The organism is Kitasatospora sp. NPDC101176, from assembly GCF_044768035.1.
Lineage (GTDB): Bacteria > Actinomycetota > Actinomycetes > Streptomycetales > Streptomycetaceae > Kitasatospora.
In genome coordinates this window covers 116,320-134,828 of sequence record NZ_JBIWPA010000021.1, presented here as the reverse complement: position 1 = coordinate 134,828, position 18,509 = coordinate 116,320, and the positions used below count along the sequence as shown (strand labels likewise).

Annotated in this window: 20 protein-coding genes; 9 read left to right on the top strand and 11 right to left on the bottom strand. The window is 75.2% G+C overall.

Annotation, left to right across the window (positions count from 1 at the left end):
* Window positions 1–4: 4 nt before the first annotated feature.
* From ACIRS1_RS25990 to ACIRS1_RS25980, 3 genes are all read right to left on the bottom strand, one after another.
* Complete coding sequence (locus ACIRS1_RS25990) at window positions 5–1,360, bottom strand: hypothetical protein (protein ID WP_360216975.1); 1,356 nt, start codon at window positions 1,358–1,360, stop codon at window positions 5–7.
* Between the two features lie 181 nt (window positions 1,361–1,541).
* Window positions 1,542–2,492 (bottom strand): glutamate ABC transporter substrate-binding protein, encoded by a 951-nt coding sequence (locus ACIRS1_RS25985; protein WP_360216972.1) that lies wholly within the window; start codon window positions 2,490–2,492, stop codon window positions 1,542–1,544.
* Between the two features lie 14 nt (window positions 2,493–2,506).
* Window positions 2,507–3,757 carry a hypothetical protein gene (locus ACIRS1_RS25980; RefSeq protein WP_402843982.1) on the bottom strand — a complete coding sequence of 417 codons (1,251 nt, stop codon included), beginning with the start codon at window positions 3,755–3,757 and terminating at the stop codon, window positions 2,507–2,509.
* Window positions 3,758–4,249: 492 nt separating this feature from the next.
* Here ACIRS1_RS25980 and ACIRS1_RS25975 point away from each other — a divergent pair, with 492 nt between their 5' ends.
* Window positions 4,250–4,825, top strand: coding sequence for a nucleosidase (locus ACIRS1_RS25975; protein ID WP_360216966.1), 576 nt, complete (start codon window positions 4,250–4,252; stop codon window positions 4,823–4,825).
* A 358-nt stretch (window positions 4,826–5,183) separates the two neighbouring features.
* Here ACIRS1_RS25975 and ACIRS1_RS25970 read toward each other — a convergent pair whose 3' ends face one another.
* Window positions 5,184–5,756 carry an NADPH-dependent FMN reductase gene (locus ACIRS1_RS25970; RefSeq protein WP_402843979.1) on the bottom strand — a complete coding sequence of 191 codons (573 nt, stop codon included), beginning with the start codon at window positions 5,754–5,756 and terminating at the stop codon, window positions 5,184–5,186.
* A gap of 183 nt (window positions 5,757–5,939) precedes the next feature.
* Between ACIRS1_RS25970 and ACIRS1_RS25965 the strand changes: the two genes are divergently transcribed.
* From ACIRS1_RS25965 to ACIRS1_RS25955, 3 genes are all read left to right on the top strand, one after another.
* On the top strand, window positions 5,940–6,833 hold the full coding sequence (locus tag ACIRS1_RS25965; RefSeq protein WP_396317803.1) for a pirin family protein: 894 nt from the start codon (window positions 5,940–5,942) through the stop codon (window positions 6,831–6,833).
* A complete protein-coding gene (locus ACIRS1_RS25960) occupies window positions 6,830–8,077 on the top strand; it encodes an MFS transporter (protein WP_402843976.1) in 1,248 nt (415 codons plus the stop codon). Before ACIRS1_RS25965 ends, ACIRS1_RS25960 begins: the two co-directional genes overlap by 4 nt.
* Before the next feature lie 154 nt (window positions 8,078–8,231).
* Complete coding sequence (locus ACIRS1_RS25955) at window positions 8,232–8,906, top strand: TetR/AcrR family transcriptional regulator (RefSeq protein WP_360216955.1); 675 nt, start codon at window positions 8,232–8,234, stop codon at window positions 8,904–8,906.
* On the opposite strand, the gene ACIRS1_RS25950 is transcribed toward ACIRS1_RS25955, so the two are convergent.
* Window positions 8,857–10,443, bottom strand: coding sequence for an amino acid permease (locus ACIRS1_RS25950; protein WP_402843973.1), 1,587 nt, complete (start codon window positions 10,441–10,443; stop codon window positions 8,857–8,859). The two genes, ACIRS1_RS25955 and ACIRS1_RS25950, sit on opposite strands and share 50 nt — an antisense overlap.
* 186 nt (window positions 10,444–10,629) lie before the next feature.
* Window positions 10,630–11,547 carry a sigma-70 family RNA polymerase sigma factor gene (locus tag ACIRS1_RS25945; protein ID WP_360216949.1) on the bottom strand — a complete coding sequence of 306 codons (918 nt, stop codon included), beginning with the start codon at window positions 11,545–11,547 and terminating at the stop codon, window positions 10,630–10,632.
* 183 nt (window positions 11,548–11,730) lie between these two features.
* Here ACIRS1_RS25945 and ACIRS1_RS25940 point away from each other — a divergent pair, with 183 nt between their 5' ends.
* Together ACIRS1_RS25940 and ACIRS1_RS25935 are read left to right on the top strand one after the other, a co-directional pair.
* Window positions 11,731–12,495 (top strand): SDR family oxidoreductase, encoded by a 765-nt coding sequence (locus ACIRS1_RS25940; protein ID WP_402844015.1) that lies wholly within the window; start codon window positions 11,731–11,733, stop codon window positions 12,493–12,495.
* Window positions 12,496–12,525: 30 nt separating this feature from the next.
* On the top strand, window positions 12,526–13,059 hold the full coding sequence (locus ACIRS1_RS25935; protein WP_402843970.1) for a hypothetical protein: 534 nt from the start codon (window positions 12,526–12,528) through the stop codon (window positions 13,057–13,059).
* Window positions 13,060–13,180: 121 nt separating this feature from the next.
* On the opposite strand, the gene ACIRS1_RS25930 is transcribed toward ACIRS1_RS25935, so the two are convergent.
* Window positions 13,181–13,777, bottom strand: coding sequence for a cysteine hydrolase family protein (locus ACIRS1_RS25930; RefSeq protein ID WP_402843967.1), 597 nt, complete (start codon window positions 13,775–13,777; stop codon window positions 13,181–13,183).
* Window positions 13,778–13,848: 71 nt separating this feature from the next.
* On the opposite strand from ACIRS1_RS25930, the gene ACIRS1_RS25925 reads away from it, so the two are divergent.
* Entirely contained in the window at window positions 13,849–14,817 is a 969-nt protein-coding gene (locus ACIRS1_RS25925; protein ID WP_360216940.1) for a helix-turn-helix domain-containing protein, read from the top strand.
* A 79-nt stretch (window positions 14,818–14,896) separates the two neighbouring features.
* On the opposite strand, the gene ACIRS1_RS25920 is transcribed toward ACIRS1_RS25925, so the two are convergent.
* The 4 genes from ACIRS1_RS25920 to ACIRS1_RS25905 all read right to left on the bottom strand — a co-directional run bounded on the left by ACIRS1_RS25920 (window position 14,897) and on the right by ACIRS1_RS25905 (window position 17,170).
* On the bottom strand, window positions 14,897–15,325 hold the full coding sequence (locus ACIRS1_RS25920) for a DoxX family protein (RefSeq protein WP_402843963.1): 429 nt from the start codon (window positions 15,323–15,325) through the stop codon (window positions 14,897–14,899).
* Between the two features lie 194 nt (window positions 15,326–15,519).
* On the bottom strand, window positions 15,520–16,044 hold the full coding sequence (locus ACIRS1_RS25915) for a hypothetical protein (RefSeq protein ID WP_402843961.1): 525 nt from the start codon (window positions 16,042–16,044) through the stop codon (window positions 15,520–15,522).
* A gap of 49 nt (window positions 16,045–16,093) precedes the next feature.
* Window positions 16,094–16,672: a hypothetical protein gene (locus tag ACIRS1_RS25910; protein WP_402843958.1), complete on the bottom strand. Its 579-nt coding sequence runs from the start codon at window positions 16,670–16,672 to the stop codon at window positions 16,094–16,096.
* A gap of 15 nt (window positions 16,673–16,687) precedes the next feature.
* Window positions 16,688–17,170, bottom strand: coding sequence for an ATP-binding protein (locus tag ACIRS1_RS25905; protein ID WP_402843955.1), 483 nt, complete (start codon window positions 17,168–17,170; stop codon window positions 16,688–16,690).
* A 57-nt stretch (window positions 17,171–17,227) separates the two neighbouring features.
* Here ACIRS1_RS25905 and ACIRS1_RS25900 point away from each other — a divergent pair, with 57 nt between their 5' ends.
* Both ACIRS1_RS25900 and ACIRS1_RS25895 read left to right on the top strand, forming a co-directional pair.
* Window positions 17,228–18,277, top strand: coding sequence for a Scr1 family TA system antitoxin-like transcriptional regulator (locus tag ACIRS1_RS25900; RefSeq protein WP_402843953.1), 1,050 nt, complete (start codon window positions 17,228–17,230; stop codon window positions 18,275–18,277).
* Window positions 18,231–18,377, top strand: a complete 147-nt coding sequence (locus tag ACIRS1_RS25895) for a DUF397 domain-containing protein (protein ID WP_402844013.1) — start codon at window positions 18,231–18,233, stop codon at window positions 18,375–18,377. The genes ACIRS1_RS25900 and ACIRS1_RS25895 overlap by 47 nt, the downstream gene beginning before the upstream one ends.
* Window positions 18,378–18,509: the final 132 nt, after the last annotated feature.

Here is an 18,509-nt window from a genome sequence, read left to right as displayed (position 1 = left end):
AACCTCAGCCCCCCTGTACCTGTCCGTCGACCGGCGTCGGGCCGGCCGTCTCCGGTGCGGCCCCGGCCTGTGCCGGCCGCAGCGACTGCTGGAAGCGGGCCACCGCGGCGGCCGCCGCCCGCAGGTCGCAGGGCGCGCTCCAGAGCAGCCAGCGCGCCTTCTCGTAGTGCTCGATCACTTCCGGGTCCTCGGAGACCCGCAGCCGGGCCGCCATCGCCTTGTAGGCGTCCAGCCGGCCGCGCAGTTCGGCGCGGACGGCCAGCGGCTGGGTCACCTCGGTGAGCGCCTGCCGGGCGCGGCCGAGCTCCTTGGCCGCGGCGTCCTCCAGCGCGTCCAGCAGCGGCGCCAGCCGGCCCCACTGCCCGGCCTGGCGCAGCTCCAGGGCCGTCACGATCCGTTCCCGCAGGGCCGAGGCCGGGCCGGGCACCGCCGGGACGTCGCTGGCGGCGATCTTCGCCAGCACCTCGCCGCGCGCCCGGCGGGCCTCGGCCAGGGTGGCGTCGGCCCGCTGGAGGAGGTCCCCGACGCCCTGCAGGCGCTCCTCGGCGTCGTCGCGCAGCCGCAGCAGGTCCTCCAGCTCCAGCCGCACGCCGTCCAGGGCCCGCCCGGCCCGGTCGAAGCGCTCGGTGTCCACCACGCCGGCGGGCGTGGCGAAGGCGGTGCCCTCCGGTACGGTGCCGCGCTGGGCGGGCACCCGGGCCGGGCGCCACAGCGCCAGCGGGTCGCCGCGGACCTCGGTGCGCAGCGCGGTGAGGTCGGCCTCCAGCCCGGCGAGGTCGTCGCCCAGCGGGTGGCCGCCGGCCCGCACGCCGAGCGAGGCGGCGAGCGTGCGCACCCGGTGGAGTTCGGCCAGCAGCAGGTCGATCCGGGCCGGCAGCGCCGACCAGACCGCGTCGGCGGCGCTGACCACCTCCAGCACGGTGGCGTACCAGGAGTTCATCCGGGCCATCAGCGCGTCCAGGCTGATCCGCTCGACCAGGCGGGCGGGCGCGCCGAGCAGTTGCGGGCCGTCGGGCAGCGCGCCGCCCGGGACGGTCACCGCGTCGCCGGTCAACAGCTCGCTCAGCTCGGCGAGTTCGGGCGCACCGGGCTTGGCCTTGCGGGCCCGCACGGCGCGCGCCGAGGCCAGCGCCTCCGAGTAGCGGTCGAACAGCGCCCAGAGCAGCGGCAGGCCCTTGCCGGCGACGGACCACTGCTCCAGGGTGCGCCCGGCCAGGTCGGCGCCGTCGAGCAGCCGCAGGCCCGGGTGGTCCTGCAGGGCGAGCAGCGCGGACTCGACCGCGTCGCGCTCCGCGCCGAGGCGCGCCAGCGCGCGGTCCACCTCCTCCCGGCTCAGTACCGGGCCAGCCGATGCCGCCACCGCGGTGTCCTTCCTTCCTCGCGTGCGATCCCGTCCTGCGATCCCACGACAGCCCCCGTGCCCACCGGCGGTCTCCCCGCGGTGATCGTCCCGAACCCTAGCCGGTGGCCCCGCGGCGGGTGCGGGCGCGGGGCGTCGGTGGTGCCGGCCCCGCCCCGCCCGCCGCCCGCCCGCGGGCCGGTCAGTGTGCCACCGGCCAGTAGTGGTCGGCGTCGTTGACCATGTAGGGCTTGAGCCAGCGGTCGTACGAGCTGCGCCAGGCGCCGCTCGCGTAGTAGTCGGCCAGCACCTGGTTGACCCGGGCGGTCAGGTCGGGGCTGGTCTTGAGCATCGCGACGCCGATCACCTCGGGCTGCGCCTCGCCGTCCACGATCCGCACGGTCTGGTCCTGGGCGGCCTGGCCGGCCGCCAGACCGTCGTCGGTCATGGTGGCGTCGACCTTGCCGAGCTGCATCAGGACCAGGCAGTCCAGCTGGTTCTCGACGGTGACGACCTGCCTGGCGGTCTTCTTGCCGTCCAGGACGTTCCAGGCCGTCGAGCCCTTGGCGGCGCAGACCGTCCGGTCCTTGACCGCGTCGTCGACGTTCTTCGCCGGGGAGGCCTTCGGCACCAGCACCCGCTGGGTGATGCTGAAGTACGGCTTGGAGAAGGCGACGTCCTCCATCCGCTTGCAGTTGATCGTCATGGTGCGGACGATCAGGTCGACCCGGCCCTTCTGGACGGCGTCGACCCGGTCCGCGGTCGCCACCGGCTTGAGCACCACCTTGTCGGCGTCGCCCATGACGGCGGTGCCGATCGCCCGGGCGAGGTCGATGTCGAAGCCCTCGATCTGGCCGGTGTTCGGGTTGCGGGCGCCCCAGCGGTAGCTGTTCTGGTCCACACCGATGACCAGGCTGCGCCGGGCCTTGATCGCCTTCACCGCCGGGCCGTCCTCGGTGCTCGGCGGCACGCTCTTGTACACGTCGCAGTCGGCCTGGTCCTGCGTTGTCCGCTGGTCCTGCCGCACGGTCTGCGGCGCGCCGGCGGCGACGGGCGCGGCGCCGGACGGGCCGCCCCCGCCGAGCACGGCCGCACCGGCGGCGAGCAGCGCCAGCACGGCGGCCGGCCGGCCCGTTCGGGTCCTCTTGCGCATCTGTCGTCCCCCCTCTACCGGTACTCGGCCAGTCGTCGGCCCAGGCCCCGCAGCGCGGCGGCCGCGGCGACCAGGCCCAGCACCGCGACGGCGACGGCCGTGGTGCGCAGGTCCCCGTCGACGCCCTTCGCGGACGCCAGGAACCGCTCCTGCTCGGCGTCGGCCGCCTTGGCGAGCGCCTGGTCGGTGCCGTTGAAGGCGGCGTCGGCGGTGGTGGTGGCGCCGACGGCCGAGACGGTCGCGTCCAGGGCGCCCTGGTAGTCGGCCCGGTCGACCTCCGCCTTCCGCGCGGAGGTGTGCCGCTCGTCCCAGACGGCGTACTGCGCGCGGGCGTCGGCGACCAGCGACCGGGCCTGCGGCGGCGCCAGCCGGAAGGCCTCCGGCAGCGTGCCGACCAGCTGGTCCACCGGGGTGTCGGCGGGCGCACTGGCGGACAGGTGCTGGGTGGTCTTGAGCCACTGGTCGGTGTACCTGGTGGTGGAGCCGCGGGCGACGAAGTTCAGGTTCTCGGCGAGCCGGGCGGTCAGCACGTCCACCCGGGCGGCGTTGAGCGCGCGCAGCGGGGTCGCGCCCTCGCGGTCGCTCTGCTTGAGCGCCGCGCTGGCGGTCAGGCCGGTGACGGTGAGCCAGAGCGCGCCGGCCAGGACGGCGGCGGTGGCGCCGAGCAGGCCGGGGTTGAAGACCCGGTTGGTGCGGCGGAACAGCGTCAGCTGCACCCAGACCAGGGCGGCGAGGGTGAGCAGCGCCAGGACGTACGCCCCCCACGGCACCGCCTTGGCCTCGGCGTAGTCGGCGGCCAGTTCGCCGTTCTCGATGGTGGTCAGTTCGGCGGCGGCCGGCAGCAGCTGGGTCTGCATCTGCTCGGAGGCGTACCGCAGGTAGGCGCCGCCGAGCGGGAAGCCCTGCCGGTTGTTCGTCCGGGCGCTCTCCACCAGGCCGGAGTAGAACGGGAGTTGTTGGTTGATCCGGGCGAGCGAGCCCTGTGCGGGGGAGGTCGCGGTGGTCCGGGCGGCGGCGTCGGCGATCAGCTTGGCGGCCGTGGCGAGGTCCTGCTCGTAGCGGTCCCGGACGGCCTTCGGCTCGGCGCCGGCCAGCAGGAAGCCGGTGGCCGCGGTGGTGTCGGCGTCGGCCAGCGAGCGGTGGATGTCGGCGGCGGCCTGGCTCAGCGGCTGGCTGTAGGAGACCACCCGCTGGGCGGCCTGCGCCCGGGTCTCCAGCTGCCAGGCCGTCAGCGCGCCGAAGGCCACCGTCAACGCGGCGAGCACCGCGCCGGCCAGCCGCAGCCGGCCCGGGGCCGTCCGGGTCGCCCGCGCGAGCCGCCCCCGCAGCCCGCGCGGTGCGGGCGGGCCCGCGGCGGGGCGGCGCGCGGGCGCACCGCCGGGTCTGGACGCCGTGGCGCCCGGTGGACCGTTCGGCCGTGTCCGGACCGCGGCGCCCGGTGCGCCGGTACCTCCTGGTGTCGCCACCCGCCTCACCCTCCCCTGGGGCCGGCCCGTCATCCGGGCGCGGCCGATGCCAGCAGTATGGCCGTGACTCCCCCCGGCCACACCCGACTTGCGCCGATCTTGAGTTTGCGGTGCACGGTTCGAGGCTTCGCCGCGGTGCCGCCCCGGGCGCCTCGGCGGCCGCGCGGGGCGGGCGGCGTACCGTCCGACGCCGGACGCACCCCGTGCGGTTCCCCGGGCGGTCCGGAGCGCCGGGGGCCGCCCGGGTGCGCGCTCCCGCTGCGGGCCGGACGCTCTCCGTACGATGGGCGCATGCGCCTGCTTGGAACGATCTCGCCCGACCGCCCGCTGCTCGTCGTCGCCGTCCGCGAGGAGGCCGCCCACCTGGACGGCCGGCTGCCCGTCCTGCTCACCGGCATCGGGAAGATCAACGCCACCTCGGCGCTGGCCACCGTCCTCGCGCAGGGCGAGCGGCCGTCCGAGGTGGTCAACCTGGGCACCGCCGGCGCGCTGCGCCCCGGTTGGGAGGGCACCCACCACGTGGTCCAGGTGATCCAGCACGACCTCGACACCCCCGCCCTGTACGAGCTCACCGGGCGCACCTACGGCGCCCCGCTGGTGGTGGGCCGGGGCCAGGGGCCGGTGCTGGCCACCGGCGACCTCTTCGTCTCCGACCCGGCGGCCCGCGCCCGGCTGGCCGAGCACGCCGACCTGGTCGACATGGAGGGTTACGCCGTCGCCGTGGTCGCCCACCGTGCCGGCCTGCCGGTGCGCCTGGTCAAGCACGTCAGTGACGAGGCCGGCGAGGGCGCGGCGCACAGCTGGCGCGAGTCCGTCGACGTCTGCGCCCGCCACCTCGCCGACTGGGTCGCCGCGCAGGGCTGGTGACGTTCCAGCCGGTGACGTACCAGCCGGTGCGGAATCCGCGGTGGCGCGGTGACCGGTGACACCGCGCCGCCCCGGCCGCCCGACCGGACCGGTGCGGGAGGCGTGACGAAGCCCGCCGAGCGCTTGCTCGGCGGGCTTCGTGCCGCGTGGGGGCGGTGGGTTTCGGGGTGCGGGTGCAGGCCGTGGACGCGGGTGCGGGTGCGGGTGCGGGTGCCGGGCCGGGGCAGGCCGGGGCGGGGCGCAGGGCCGGGCCGGGGCGAGCCGGGGCGGGTCCTCGGAGCCGGGGCAGGCCGGGGCGGGCGCGGGGCCGGGCCGGGGCGAGCCGGGGCGGGGTGCCGGAGGGGCCGGGGGAGGGGCGTCAGGCGCGGGCGGCGTCGATCTTGTCCTGCAGGGCGGTCAGCAGGTCCTTGAGGATGCCGATGGTGCCCTCGTCGACGAGGGTGCCCTCGCCGTCGAAGCGCTCGTGGGAGCGGAAGGCGACGAGTTCGGGCTTGGCCACCACGTCGCTGTCGGTGCAGAGGAAGACCTGGCGCAGCGCCAGCTGGGCACGGACGGAGCCGAAGCTGCCCGGCGCGGCGCCCATGATCGCGGTGGGCTTGTGGCGCAGCGGGACGCCCTCGGTCCGGCTCCAGTCGGTGCTCAGCCAGTCCAGGGCGTTCTTGAGGACGCCGGGGACGGAGTAGTTGAACTCCGGGGTGGCGACGAGCAGGCCGTCCGCGGCGGCGACCGCCCGGCGCAGCTCCTCGACGACGGCCGGGCGCAGGCCGGGGTGGTCCAGGTCGTAGTCGTACGGGGGTATCTCGCGCAGGCCGTCGTAGATCTCGATCTCCATGCCGGCCGGGTCGAACGCCTGGGCGGCGCGCAGGAGTGCGGTGTTGTGCGAGTCGGCGCGCAGCGAGCCGGAGAGGGCGAAGACCTTGGACGCGGTCATGGCGGTGCTCCTTGCGGGTGGATGTGGGTGGTGGCACGGACGGCCGGCCGGACCGCCCGGTGCGGGGCGGGAGTCGGGCCGGCGGTCGTTCCGACGCCGAGAAATCTAAACGGTTCAGTTCAGTGCGTCAACCAGACGGTTCAGTCTTGACTATGAACTGAATCGTGTAGTTCAGTCTTGGGCATGACGACGACTCAGCTCGCCGCGGCCCAGGCCGCCCCCGTCCGCTCGACCACCACCGTCATCGATCCCGTGCACACCTTCGAGGGCGCCGGCTTCCCCGTCCGCCGCCCGTTCCCGGTGGCCGAGCTCCCGATGCTGGACCCGTTCCTGATGGTCGACCAGACCGGCCCGCTGCTGCTCGCCCCCGGCGAGGCCAAGGGCGCCCCCGCCCACCCGCACCGCGGCTTCGAGGCGGTCTCCTACCTCATCGAGGGCTCGATGGACTGGGCGGACTCGACCGGCCGGCGCGGCACCAGCGTCGCCGGCGAGGTCGAGTGGCTCACCGCCGGCGCCGGCATCGTGCACTCCAACGAGCCGACCGCCGACCTGCTCGCCCGCGGCGGCCGCCAGCACATGCTCCAGATCTGGGTGAACCTGCCCGCCCGGCTGAAGGACCTCCCGGCCCGCAGCCAGAACCAGGGGCCCGACACCATCCCGGTGGTGCGCACCGGGGACGGCAGCGCGGTCAAGGTGATCGCGGGCCGCAGCCACGGCGTGGCCGGGCCGTTCGAGACCCACCTGCCGGTCCTGCTCGCGCACGCCGTGCTGCCCGCGGGCGGGCAGGTCGAGTTCACCGTGCCGGCGGGCCACAACGCCGCCGTCTACGTGCTCTCCGGCGCCGTCGAACTGCCCGACGCGCCGCTGGCGGACGGTCAGCTCGCGGTGCTGGCGCACGACGGCGAGCGGATCGCCGTCGCCGCGCCGGGCGGCCCGGCCGAGGTGCTGGTCCTGGCCGGCGAGCCGATCGGCGAGCCGGTGGCCCGCGGCGGCCCGTTCGTGATGAACACCGCGGCCGAGCTCCGGCAGGCCCAAATCGACTTCTCGAACGGCAAGTTCGGGAGGATCCCGGAATGAGCCCGGGAGTGCTGGACACGGCGGCCGGGGCGGGCGCGCCCCCGGCGGAGCCGTCGGCGGGCAGCGCCGGCCGGGGCGTACGGGGGTCGCTCCGGACCGGCCTGCTGCTCGCGGCGGTCGCCGCACCCGGGGCCGCCGGGCTCTCCAGTCCGAGCCTCGTCCTGCCCGCCGTCGCGCGCGAACTGCACACCGGCCTCGACTCCGCGTCCTGGCTGATGAGCGGCTACGGCCTCGGCATGATGCTCGGCACCCCGCTGCTCACCGGCACCGCCGGTCGGCGCGGCCCGCGGGCGCTGCTGCTCGCCTCCGCGGCGGCGCTGCTGCTCGGCGTGCTGGTCACGCTGGCCGCCGGGGCGGAGCTCGGCCCGCTGGTCGCGGGGCGCGCACTGCAGGCGGTCGGCGCGGCCGGGTTCAACGTGGCCGCCTTCCAGCTGGCCGCGCGCCGGCCGGACGGGCGGGCCTCCGGGCTCGTCGCGATCGGCAGCGCGGCGGGCGGCACCGCCGGGCTGTTCATCGGTGCGGCGGTGGCGGCCGGGCTGGGCTGGCGGGCCTGCCTGGTGCTCCCGGTGCTGACCCTGGCGGTGCTGCCGGCCGCGCTGCGCGCGTGCGCCGGGGCGGTGACGGACCGGGTGGCGGATCCGGCGCCGGCCCCGGGGTCGCGGGGCGGTGCCACAGCGGCCGACGGGCCCGCGGGTCGCGGCTTCCTCGGCCTGGACGCCCTGGCGGTGCCGCGCTTCCGGGCCGTCGCCGGCGTGATGCTCGTCCTGGCGACCGTCAACTTCGGCCTGGTCTACGGCGCCCCGCGCCGGGCCGCCGCGCTGACCGGCTGGAGCGCCGTCCAGACCGGGGCCGTCGGCTCGCTCGCCACCCTGACCGGCGCACTGCTCTCCTGGTCGCTGGTGCGCGCCGCGCCCCGGCTGGGCCTGCGGCGCACCGCCGGCCTGCTGCTCGGTGGCTCGTTCGCCGCGCTCGCCCTCGCCGCGTCCAGCCCCTGGGCGCCGCTGGTGCTGCTGGGTGCGGGCGCCAGCGCCTGCGTCAACGCTGGCGGCCAGGGCGTCCTGACCGGCGCCGCGGCCGAGGCCGTCGCGCCGCCCCGGCGGCCGGAGGCGATCGGGCTGTTCAACCTGGTGTTCCTGCTCGGCGCGGCGCTCGGCCCGCAGCTGGCGGCACTCGCCCCGCGCCTGGCGGAGTTCGGCGAGCGGATCGCCGGGCTGGGCCCGCACTTCGCCTCACTGGTGCACTGACCGGTCGCGGCGCCGGCCGCGGGCGGGTGCGTCGGCGAGGCGGAACGCGCTCCGTCGGCACCCCGCCGGGCCCCGCCGCGCGATCCGACCGAACGGTTCAGTTTCCTATACTGGCCCGTACCGTCTCCCCCCGAGCACCCCGAGGAGAACCCCGATGGCCGCCGACAACCCCGGGCCGATCGACGAGTTCGGCATCCCGATCATCCCGAGCCCGGTCGACGCCGCCCAGCGCAAGCGGCAGGCGATCATCGACGCGGCCCTGGTCGAGTTCCTGAAGGAGGGCTACTCCGCGGCCTCGATGGACGCCATCACCGCGCGCTCCGGCGTCTCCAAGGCGACCATCTACAAGCACTTCGGCAACAAGGAGCGGCTCTTCCTCGCGGTGATCGGCGGCATACTGCCGACCACCTACGAGGACCTCAAGCCGTGGAACTCCACCATCGCCGAGGCCGACGACCTGCGCTCCGCGCTGATCACGCTCACCCTCGACTGGACCCGCATCCTGCTGCGCCCCGACATCATGTCGCTGCGCCGGCTGGTGATCGGCGAGATCGACCGCTTCCCGCAGCTGGGCCAGCTCTGGTACCGGGTCAGCTACGACATGAACAACGGCCCGCTGATCGAGGCCTTCGCCGAACTGGACCGCCGCGGCGTGCTCGCCGTGGAGGATCCGGTGCTGGCCGTGCAGCAGCTGGTCGCCTGCACGGTGGGCGTGCCGCAGCTGGTGCGGACGTTCCGCCCGGAGGCCGACCTGGACGAGGCCGGGATGCACCGGATGATCAGCTCCGGGGTCGACCTGTTCCTGGCCCGCTACGCCCGGGAGCGGTGACCGCGGCGACGGCGGAGGTCCGGGCGTCCTGAGCGGCGGCCGTGCCGGCCTCCGGACGGGCGTCCTGAGCGGCGGCCGGCCCAGTCTCCGGAAGGGCGTCCGCAGCGGCGCCCGGCCCGCGACGGCGCCGCCGCAGCCCGGCCACCAGCAGCAGCACCGCCGTCCACGCGCCCGTGCACAGCACCTGGCTGCGGCTGCCCGGGTCCACCAGCATGAACACCAGCACCCCGGCCATCGCCGCCAGCGCCAGGTATCCCAGGTACGGGAAGCCCCGCATCGGGGCCGCCGGCCCGGGCCCGCCCCGCTCGGGCCCGCGCTCCTGCTCGGGCCCCCCGGGGCGTCGCCGCCGGCCGTGCAGCCGCAGGTGGGAGGCGGCGATCAGGATCCAGACCACCAGGATCGCCGTCCCGATCGAGTTCAGCAGGAACGGGAAGACGGTCCGCGGCCACAGCAGGCTGAGCACCACCGAGGCGAAGCCGAACGCGGCCGAGGCGAGCACGGCACGGCTGGTGCCGGTCGGGGCGCCACTGCCGCCGGTGACGCCGTCCGGGGCACCGCCGGGGGCGGCCGCCCGGCCGCGGCCGGTCAGCAGGCGCGGGGCGTCGCCGCGGGCGGCGAGGGCATGCAGCATCCGCGAGGAGCCGTAGATGTTGGCGTTCATCGCGGACAGCAGGGCCACCAGCACCACGGCGTTCATCAGCTGCGCCGCGCCCGGCACCCCGATCCGGCCGATCGCCGCCGCGTACGGACCGGCCGCGACCGCCGGGTCGTCCCAGGGCACCACGGCGACGATCACCGCCATCGAGCCGACGTAGAACAGCGCCACCCGCCACAGCACCGTGCGCACCGCCCGGCGCACCGCGGCCACCGGATCCGCGCACTCGGCGGCGGCGATCGTCACCGTCTCCAGCCCGCCGTACGCGAACACCGCCGCGATCGTGCCCACCGCGACCCCGTGCCAGCCGTGCGGCAGCAGGCCGCCGTGAGCGCCCAGGTGCTCCGCGGCCGGGGCCCGGCCGGTGAGCACGGCGGCGGCGCCGAGCAGGATGAACGCGCAGATCGAGGCCGCCTTCACACCGGCGAACCAGAACTCCAGCTCGCCGAAGTGCCGCACGCCCGCCAGGTTCGTCCCGGTGAACAGCGCCATGAACGCCGCCACCCACACCCAGGCCGGCACCTGGGGCAGCCATCCCGCCACGATCCGGGACGCCCCGATCGCCTCCGCGGCCACGCTCACCACCAGCAGCGCCCAGTACATCCAGCCGGCCAGCAGCCCGGCCCAGGGCCCCCAGGCGCGGGTGGCGTGCGCGGAGAACGACCCGGAGCCGGGGTGGGCGGCGGACATCTCGCCGAGCATCCGCATGACCAGGACGGTGAGCACCCCGGCCACGACGTACGACAGCACGATCCCGGGCCCCGCTGCGGCGATGCCGACGCCGGAGCCGACGAACAGCCCGGCTCCGATCGCCCCGCCCAGCGCGATCATGGCGATGTGACGCTGTCTCAGCCCACGACTGACCGACCGGTCCTCGGACATCACGGCTCCCCCCGTTGTGATCCAACCGGGGGAGATCCTGGCCCGGACCGCCCGTCGTGATCAAGTCCTCCGGCCGGTCCGACCGAGGTGTGGACACCCGCCGACCGCGGCCCGGAGCGGCCGGCGGCCGGGGAGAGCCCCCGCCGCCGGCCGCGTCGCGCCCCCTCGGCCCCGGAAGCGCGCCCCTCAGCCCCGGAAGGCCGTGACGTCCAGCAGCGCCAGCCGGTCCGGGTCGGTGAGCACGTCGATCGCGGCGATCGCGCCGTCCACCACGGTGAACGCCATGACGGAGATCGTCCGGCCGCCGTCGTCGATCACCACCGCGCCCGCGACGCCGTTGACCAGCGCGGGACGCGCGAACGGCGACAGCGTGCCCCACAGGACGGCCTGCCCCGCCACCTCGGCCGCACCCGAGAGCACCACCGTCTGCCGGACCCGCACGCCCGCACCGCCGTCCGAGCGCAGCACCACGTCCGGATCGAGCACGGCCAGCAGCGCGTTCAGGTCACCGTTGCGGGCGGCGGCGTAGAACGCGTCCACCGCGACCCGCTGCCGGCCCAGGTCGGGATCGGGCGCCGGCGCCTGCCCCTGCACCCGGCGGCGGGCCCGGCTGGCCAGCTGGCGGGTCGCGGCCGAGGTCCGCTCGATCAGCGGGGCGATCTCCTCGAACGGCACCGAGAACATGTCGTGCAGGACGAAGGCGACCCGCTCGGCGGGGGACAGCGACTCCATCACCACCATCAGCGCCAGCCCGACCGAGTCCGCGAGCATCACCTCCTGCTCCGGGTCGACCACGCCCTCGCGCCGCAGCAGCGGGTCCGGGATCCGCACCTGGTCGGAGCCGCCGGGTTCCAGCGGCTCCTCACGGCGGTGCGCCCGCTCGCGCAGCAGGTTCAGGCACACCCGGGACACGACGGTGGTCAGCCAGCCGGCGAGGTTCGCGACGTCCCCGGTGTCGGTGCGGTCGTACCGCAGCCAGGTCTCCTGGACGGCGTCCTCGGCCTCGCTGATCGAGCCGAGCATCCGGTACGCCACGGCCCGCAGTCTGGGCCGGTGGGCCTCGAAGAGCCCGGCCGGATCCTGTGCGGAAGATTTTCCGTCCACCCGTGTCACATTCCTTCGTCGCCGTGGGTCAGTACAGCAGGAGCCACCCAACAACGGCTGCGGCGCGGAGATCAACTCCCCGCCCGGGACGAATCGGAGACGATCGTGACGAAGAACCCCAACGCGGGCACCCCGGCGAACGGCACCCCGGCGAACGGCACCCCGGCGAACGGGACCCCCGTCCTGGTGACCGGTGGCACCGGCACCCTCGGCCGCCAGGTCGTGCCGCTGCTGCGCGCGGCCGGTCGGGAGGTCCGGGTCCTCAGCCGGCACGACCGCGAGCCCGCCGACGGCGTGACGTACGTGCGCTGCGACCTGCTCGGTGATCCGGCCGCCGCCGCGGCCGGCCTGGACGAGGCGCTGGCCGGCGTGCACACCGTGCTGCACCTGGCCGGCGGCCCCAAGGGCGACGACGCCGCCACCCGCATCCTGGTCGAGGCCGCCCGGCGGGCCGGGGTGGGGCACCTGGTGTACATCTCGGTGATCGCCGCCGACCGGATCCCGCTCGGCTACTTCCGGGCCAAGCACGCGGCCGAGGAGGCGGTGGCCGGTTCGGGCCTGCCGTACACCGTCCTGCGGGCGGCGCAGTTCCACGACCTGGCGTTCACCGTGGTCGAGAAGATGGCGAAGCTGCCGCTCGTCCCGGCCCCCGGCGGCGTCCGGTGGCAGCCCGTGGACGTCCGGGAGGTCGCGGCCCGGCTGGTCGAGCTGGCACTGGACGCGCCCGCCGGGATGGTCCCCGACCTGGCCGGTCCGACGGTGTACGAGATGGGCGAGCTGACCCGCGGCTACCTGGAGGCACAGGGCCGCAGCCGCCGCCACCTGCGTCTGCGGGTGCCGGGCAGGCTCGGCCGCGCCTACCGCGCCGGGGACAACCTCACCCTGGCCGGGGCCGAACTCGGCCACCGCACCTGGGAGGCGTACCTGGCCGAGCGGCTGGCCGCCTGAGTGTCGCCGCCGGCCCGTAGGGTGGCCGCCATGCCGACCACCACGCCGCTGCTCGACGCGATCCGCGCCAATCCGGCCGCCCTCGACTACCTGCTCTGGCCGGGCGACTTCGACCTCCGGCACTACCCGCACGTCGAGGAGGTCGTGCTCGCCTCGGGCGAGGCCCTGGAGCCGGTGGGCAAGGACGGCGCGGGCGGTACCTTCTTCCTCTGCGGCGAGGGCGGCGAGGAACGCCCCGTGCTGTACGCCGACTCCGAGGGCGGTGCGGCGCTGCTGGCCGTCGGCCTGCCGGAGCTGGTCCGGCTGCTGCTGGCCGTGCCGTGGTGGCGGGACTGCCCGCGGCTGACCGCGGAGGAGAGCGCGGAGGCCGCCGAGGAGTACCTGGAGGACGAGCCCGGCCTGCTCGCCGACCGGGACGCGGCAGCAGCCGCCCTCGGTCTCGGAGTCCCCTCGGAGGCGGCGGCGTTGGCCCGGCTGCGGGAGGTGGCGACCGGCCTGGGGAGCGGGTACGTCCTGCTCAACGCCGAGGAGGGCACCGCCTACGCGCCGCTGTTCCGGGCCTGAGGCCTCCTGGTCGCTCCGGTCCTGAGCCCGCCCGGTCTCCGGGGATCGTGCGCCCCGGACCCTGCGCCCGTGGGGCCGCGCGCCCGAGGATCGTGCGCCCGGGGGACCGTGCGCCCCGGTGTCAGGTCTTGGCCGCGGTGAGGACGGCCTCCGTGGTCACCACCTTGGCGAAGCGCATCGCGTGCAGCACCGTCGCCGTGGCGCGGGCGAGTTCGGCGGCGGGGACGGTCGTGCCGTCGGGCCCGGTCAGGTCGAAGGCGTGCATGGCGTCGGCGGGGAAGACCGCGTCGTAGCCGAGGTTGCCGGCCATCCGGGCGGTGGTCTCGCAGCACACGTTGGTGATGATCCCGGTGACCACCACCTGGCGGGCGCCGCGCTCCTGCAGCCAGGCGTGCAGGTCGGGGGTGCCGTAGAAGGCGCTGTTCACGGTCTTGGTGACGTGCAGTGCGGGCGTGACCTCCGCGACGAAGTCCTTCAGCTCGTAGCCGGGCGTCCCCGGTGCCAGCGGTCCGGAGGAGGAGCCGTGCTGCACCGTGACGATCGGACGGCCGGTGGCCTGCCAGGCGGCGATCAGGTCGGCGATCCGCTGCTCGGCCTGCGGGTTGTCGCGCGGGCCCCAGGAGTCCTCGTCCTCGAAGCCCTTCTGGACGTCGATCAGGAGCAGGACGGCGTCGGGGTCGAGGGCGAGCGGGGCGTCGAAGGCGTCGGTGTTCGTCATGCGTCCATCGTGCGGTCCGGTGCCGGGGGCCGGTGAGGGGAGCGGATGCCATCCATCGATAGATTCCTGCCATGCGAACGGTGGGTTGCCTGATCTTCGACGGGGTGCGGGCCTTCGACTACGCGGTGATCGGGGAGGTGTGGGCCAACCGGTCCGCCCGGCCCGGCCTCCCGGCCTTCGACCTGCGCGTCTGTGGCCCGGACGGTGCCCGGGTGCGGCTCGGCGGAGGGCTCGAACGGGTCCCGGACGCAGGCCTGGCGGCGCTGGTGGACTGCGACCTGGTCGTCGTCCCCGGCATCGAGGACCCGGCCGCGACCCGCGACCCCGCCGTGCACGCCGCCCTGCGGGCCGTCCGCGCCGCCGGCATCCCGATCGCCTCGCTGTGCGCGGGCGCCTTCGTGCTCGCCGAGGCCGGACTGCTGGACGGCCGGGAGGCCACCACCCACTGGGCGCACGCTCCCGAACTCGCCCGCCGCCACCCGGCGGTGACCGTCCGCCCCGAGGTGCTCTTCACGGGCGGCGACGGCCTCTGGACCTCCGCGGGCGTCGCGGCGGGCATCGACCTCTGCCTGCACCTGGTCCGCGCCGCGCACGGCCAGCGGGCCGCCGCCACGATCGCCCGCACCATGGTCACCGCGCCCTTCCGGGCCGGCGGCCAGGCGCAGTTCATCCCCACGCCCGTCCCCGACGAGCCCGCCGACGACCCGCTCGCCCGGGCCCGCGCCGAGGTCCTCGCCGCACTGGACACTCCGTGGACGGTCCGCCGGATGGCCGCCACGGCCCTGATGTCCGAACGCACCTTCGCGCGCCGTTTCACCGCCGCCACCGGCACCACCCCGCTGCGCTGGCTGCTCGACCAGCGCGTCCTCACGGCCCAGCGCCTGCTGGAGGAGACCGACCTGCCCGTGGACACCGTCGCCACCCGCTGCGGCTTCGGCTCCGCGGTCTCCCTGCGCCCGGTCTTCACGGCCCGGGTCGGCGTCGCCCCGCGCGACTACCGGCGGGCCTTCCGCGGGCGGGAGGAGGGGCGGGAGGACTGACCGGCGGCCGTCCCGGACCCGTTCGACGTCGGGGCGCCCCGGCCGGGGGCTCCCGGGCCGGTGCGGGTCGCCCGGCCGGTCAGCGCCGGCGGCCGAGCAGTGCGGCGGTCTCGGCGCGCCGGTTCCAGGCGATCACGGCCAGCGGCACCATGAACAGGAACGGGGTCCCGGCGTTCTCGCCGTGCATCGCGGTGAGCTGGGTGACGAACGCGCAGGCCAGGAAGAGGATCAGCGCGCTCGCGGCCGGGCCGGCGAGCCGGCGCACCAGCAGGCCGACGGCTCCGGCCAGCTCCACCAGCCCGGTCAGGTACATGAACCAGTGGCCCGTGCCGATGGCGTCGAAGACGGTCGTGGCGGCGGGCAGCGCGAGCAGCTTGGGCAGCGCACTGGCCAGGGCGAAGAAGAGCGCGAGCAGGATCCGCAGCGTCCAGACCGTCCGGACCACGGCCTTGCCGGGCCGGGTGGGGGTCGCGGTGGCGGTGGCGGTGGCAGTGGTGGTGTTGGACATCTCAGGTCTCCCCGGTCGGCTGGCGTGGGCTTTCTCAGGTTTGACCGCCGCCTCCGCCCGAACTCATCGGTCCCGGAGAAAAAAACTTCTGCCGCCGAAGAGGAGCGGGGTGGCGGCCCTCAGCGCCGCCACCCCGATGGGTTCTCGGCACCCGGGTGGTGGTTCGTTGAGCCAAACCCCACCTTGGGGTGAACTCAGCCCGCCGCCGGCCGTCGGAGGACGAGGTCGCTGACGGCCGCCCAGTGCTCGGCCGGCGCGGTGACGATCACGTAGCCCTGCTGGCCGGGGAGTTTGGGGACCAGGGCGCTCAGGCAGCCCAGGCTGTGCTGGACCTCGACGGGGACGGCCTCGCCGTCGAGGCGGACCAGCCCGGGCGTGGGCGGCGCGTCGATCGGGGCCGGGCCGACGCTCGGGTCGAGGCGCTCGGAGTTGCCGAGGAAGTTCGAGAGCTGGCTCTCCGGGGTCGTGGAGGACTTCACCCGATGGTGCTCCGGGACGGGCCGGGAGGTCTGCACGATCGCCACGAGCTCGCGGCCCAGGTGGTAGTTCAGGTCGAGGTGGCAGAGGTGGCCGTCGCTGCTCTGGCGCCCCAGGAGGGCGAACCACCCGGGCGGCGGGTCACGGAGGACGGCGATCCGCCCACCCCACTCCTCGGCCGTCTCGCGGTCGGTGGGGACGTGGCGGTCGTGGCGGTCGTGCGGGTGGTCGCTGCGGAACACGGATTCCCCCAACAGTCGGGTGGTGCACGGGCGTTCGCCCAGTAGGCCATCACCCGGCGGGAGCGGCGGTGGCAGCAGTGGCGGCCCTCGCGCGTTCCCGGCAGCGGGCCAGGGCGGGCCCGACCCGCGGGTCCGGGGCGTCGGCGGCCCGGAGCAGCTCCCCGGCGGTGACGAGGGAGGCCCAGTAGTGGGCCGGGTCGCCGGTGGAGGGGTGGGGATCGGTGGCCGCGAGGGAGAGGTAGGCGGCCGCCAGGTTGCCGGTGACGAACCAGCGGGCCAGCCCGTGCCGGTGGCCCGCGCGGATCCCGCCCAGCGCGTCGATCGCGGCGAGGAAGAGGTCGACGACGGCCCGGCCGCGCGGGTCCAGCGGCTTGGGGACGTCGAACACGCCCAGGGCTTCGAGGAGTTCACCGGTGTCCGCCTCGCGGCCCGGGCGGGCGCCGGCGAGCAGGGCGTCGAAGCAGTCGTCGAGGCGACGGTTCACCTCGGCGGCCGGGATGTCGAGGGCGGAGCAGACCGCGCGGGCGGAGCGCAACGGCTCCCGGGTGCGGCGGGCCAGCTCGGCGTAGGCCTCGGCGGGCGTGGCGCCGGCGTCGAGCAGATGGCGGGCGGTGGCGGCAAGTCGCATGGTGGTGGGGGGCTTTCAGACGGCGAGGGCGGTGAGGGTGGTGTCGGCGGCGGTGACGGCGAGGGGGAGGGCCGGGGCGATCAGCGCCCAGACGAACTTGCCGACCCCGCCCGCGCGGGGACAGCACCCCCAGCGCTCCGCGAGCTGCGCGACGAGGAAGAGGCCGCGCCCGCGCTCGTCCTCGAGCACCGGGGAGTGGAGCGAGGGGCGTCCGCCGCCGGCGTCGTGGACCTCCAGGCGGAGGAGGCCGTTGACGAGGGCGAAGCGCACCTCGATCAGCCGGTCGGCCGGGGCGTCGGAGTGCTGGACGGCGTTGGCGAAGAGCTCGCCGAGGAGGAGCTCGGCGACGTCGGCGTAGCGGTCGCCGGCGGGCAGCGCCGAGAGGTAGGCGCGCAGCAACTGCCGGGCCACCGGCGCCGAGCCGGCACGGGAGTCCAGCCGGGCGGCGAAGGCGCGGGGACGGGGGCGGCTGTTGGGGTGGGGGCACGTTGTGGGCATGGCGAGGCACCTCGGGGGCGGAGGGGAGCGGGAGGGGAGCGCGCAATCACGCTATGCATGCAGATGATCGCGTTCCGGTATCAATCATCGGTTGGCGGGGTTACGGTGACGACCAAATCGCCGTGCGGGGCGGGCAGCGCACAACTGGGGGCAGTGGTGGCACATCGGAAGATCAAGCGTGGGACGACTGCGAGCTCCGCGATCATGTTCGGCGAGGAGATCCGCTTCGCACGCGAGTCGGCGGGCTACACGCAAGAGGAACTCGGCAAGCTCCTGCACGTCGACCGGACGGTGATCTCCCGGACCGAGAGCGGCAGGCGTAAGCCGTCGATCGAGGAAGTCGAGGACCTGGAAAAGCTGCTGGGCACCGGCGATCTGCTGCTGCGGCTGTACGGCCGGGTCGACTGGAGCGCCTCGATCGAGCACCCGGACTGGTTTCAGGAGTATGTGGATCTGGAGGCCGTCTCCGTCGGGTTGCGGGCGTACCAAGACGGTGTGATCTACGGCCTGTTGCAGTGCTGGCAGTACGCGAGGGCGTTGTTCGCCGCCGGAGACGCGGCAGGCGACTCAGGGGAGATCGAGGAGCTTACCCGGGCTCGACTCAGCCGACAGAGTCGCTTCCTCATGCCCGATGGGCCGCTGTTGCTGGTAATCCTCGATGAGAGTGCCATCCGTGCGGTTGTAGGTGGTCCTGGGGTGATGAGATGTCAGATGGAGCACCTGTTGAAGGTCTCCCAACTTCGGAACATCGTCATCCACGTGGCGCCGTTTTCGAATCGGCAGACAGTCATCGACGCGGCTATGGTGTTGCTGGAGCTGCCAGGAGGGCAGCGAATGATCTATTCGGAGAGCCTTGATCGAGGGCATCTGAGCGATGAATCTGCCAACGTGGCCAGGCATCAGCGTCGCTATGATCGGCTCCGCGGCGAATGCCTGTCAGAAGGCGACTCGCTCCGGTTGATCGCTGAGGCGCTGGAGGGATTCAGGGATGATGAACAAGAAGCTCGCCGCAGCCGCTTGGCGGAAGAGCAGCTACAGCGGAACCAACGGCGGCAGCTGCATCGAGGTAGCCCCCGGATTCCTCCCCGGCGCCGTCCCAGTGCGTGACTCCAAGGACCCGCACGGCCCGGTCCTCACCTTCCCCGCCGCCTCCTGGCGGGCCTTCGTCGCGGCGGTCCGTGCGGGGCACCTCCCGATCGAGGGCTGACGCCGAACCCGCCACGGCGCCGGGGGGGGGGGGCCCCCCGGGGGGCCCCCCCCCCCCCCCGGGGGCCCCGGCGGGGGGGCCGGGGGGGGGGGGGGCGCCGCCCCCCCCCCCCCCGGGCGCGGCCCGCCCCCG

What these genes read in the sequence shown, in the direction of transcription:
- ACIRS1_RS25965 (WP_396317803.1), top strand. Translation starts at nt 5,940, where the DNA reads ATGACGACGACTCAGCTCGCCGCGGCCCAGGCCGCCCCCGTCCGCTCG.
- ACIRS1_RS25970 (WP_402843979.1), bottom strand. Translation starts at nt 5,756, where the DNA reads ATGACCGCGTCCAAGGTCTTCGCCCTCTCCGGCTCGCTGCGCGCCGAC.
- ACIRS1_RS25925 (WP_360216940.1), top strand. Translation starts at nt 13,849, where the DNA reads ATGCGAACGGTGGGTTGCCTGATCTTCGACGGGGTGCGGGCCTTCGAC.
- ACIRS1_RS25960 (WP_402843976.1), top strand. Translation starts at nt 6,830, where the DNA reads ATGAGCCCGGGAGTGCTGGACACGGCGGCCGGGGCGGGCGCGCCCCCG.
- ACIRS1_RS25910 (WP_402843958.1), bottom strand. Translation starts at nt 16,672, where the DNA reads ATGCGACTTGCCGCCACCGCCCGCCATCTGCTCGACGCCGGCGCCACG.
- ACIRS1_RS25905 (WP_402843955.1), bottom strand. Translation starts at nt 17,170, where the DNA reads ATGCCCACAACGTGCCCCCACCCCAACAGCCGCCCCCGTCCCCGCGCC.
- ACIRS1_RS25920 (WP_402843963.1), bottom strand. Translation starts at nt 15,325, where the DNA reads ATGTCCAACACCACCACTGCCACCGCCACCGCCACCGCGACCCCCACC.
- ACIRS1_RS25975 (WP_360216966.1), top strand. Translation starts at nt 4,250, where the DNA reads ATGCGCCTGCTTGGAACGATCTCGCCCGACCGCCCGCTGCTCGTCGTC.
- ACIRS1_RS25985 (WP_360216972.1), bottom strand. Translation starts at nt 2,492, where the DNA reads ATGCGCAAGAGGACCCGAACGGGCCGGCCGGCCGCCGTGCTGGCGCTG.
- ACIRS1_RS25930 (WP_402843967.1), bottom strand. Translation starts at nt 13,777, where the DNA reads ATGACGAACACCGACGCCTTCGACGCCCCGCTCGCCCTCGACCCCGAC.
- ACIRS1_RS25955 (WP_360216955.1), top strand. Translation starts at nt 8,232, where the DNA reads ATGGCCGCCGACAACCCCGGGCCGATCGACGAGTTCGGCATCCCGATC.
- ACIRS1_RS25900 (WP_402843953.1), top strand. Translation starts at nt 17,228, where the DNA reads ATGCAGATGATCGCGTTCCGGTATCAATCATCGGTTGGCGGGGTTACG.
- ACIRS1_RS25935 (WP_402843970.1), top strand. Translation starts at nt 12,526, where the DNA reads ATGCCGACCACCACGCCGCTGCTCGACGCGATCCGCGCCAATCCGGCC.
- ACIRS1_RS25950 (WP_402843973.1), bottom strand. Translation starts at nt 10,443, where the DNA reads ATGTCCGAGGACCGGTCGGTCAGTCGTGGGCTGAGACAGCGTCACATC.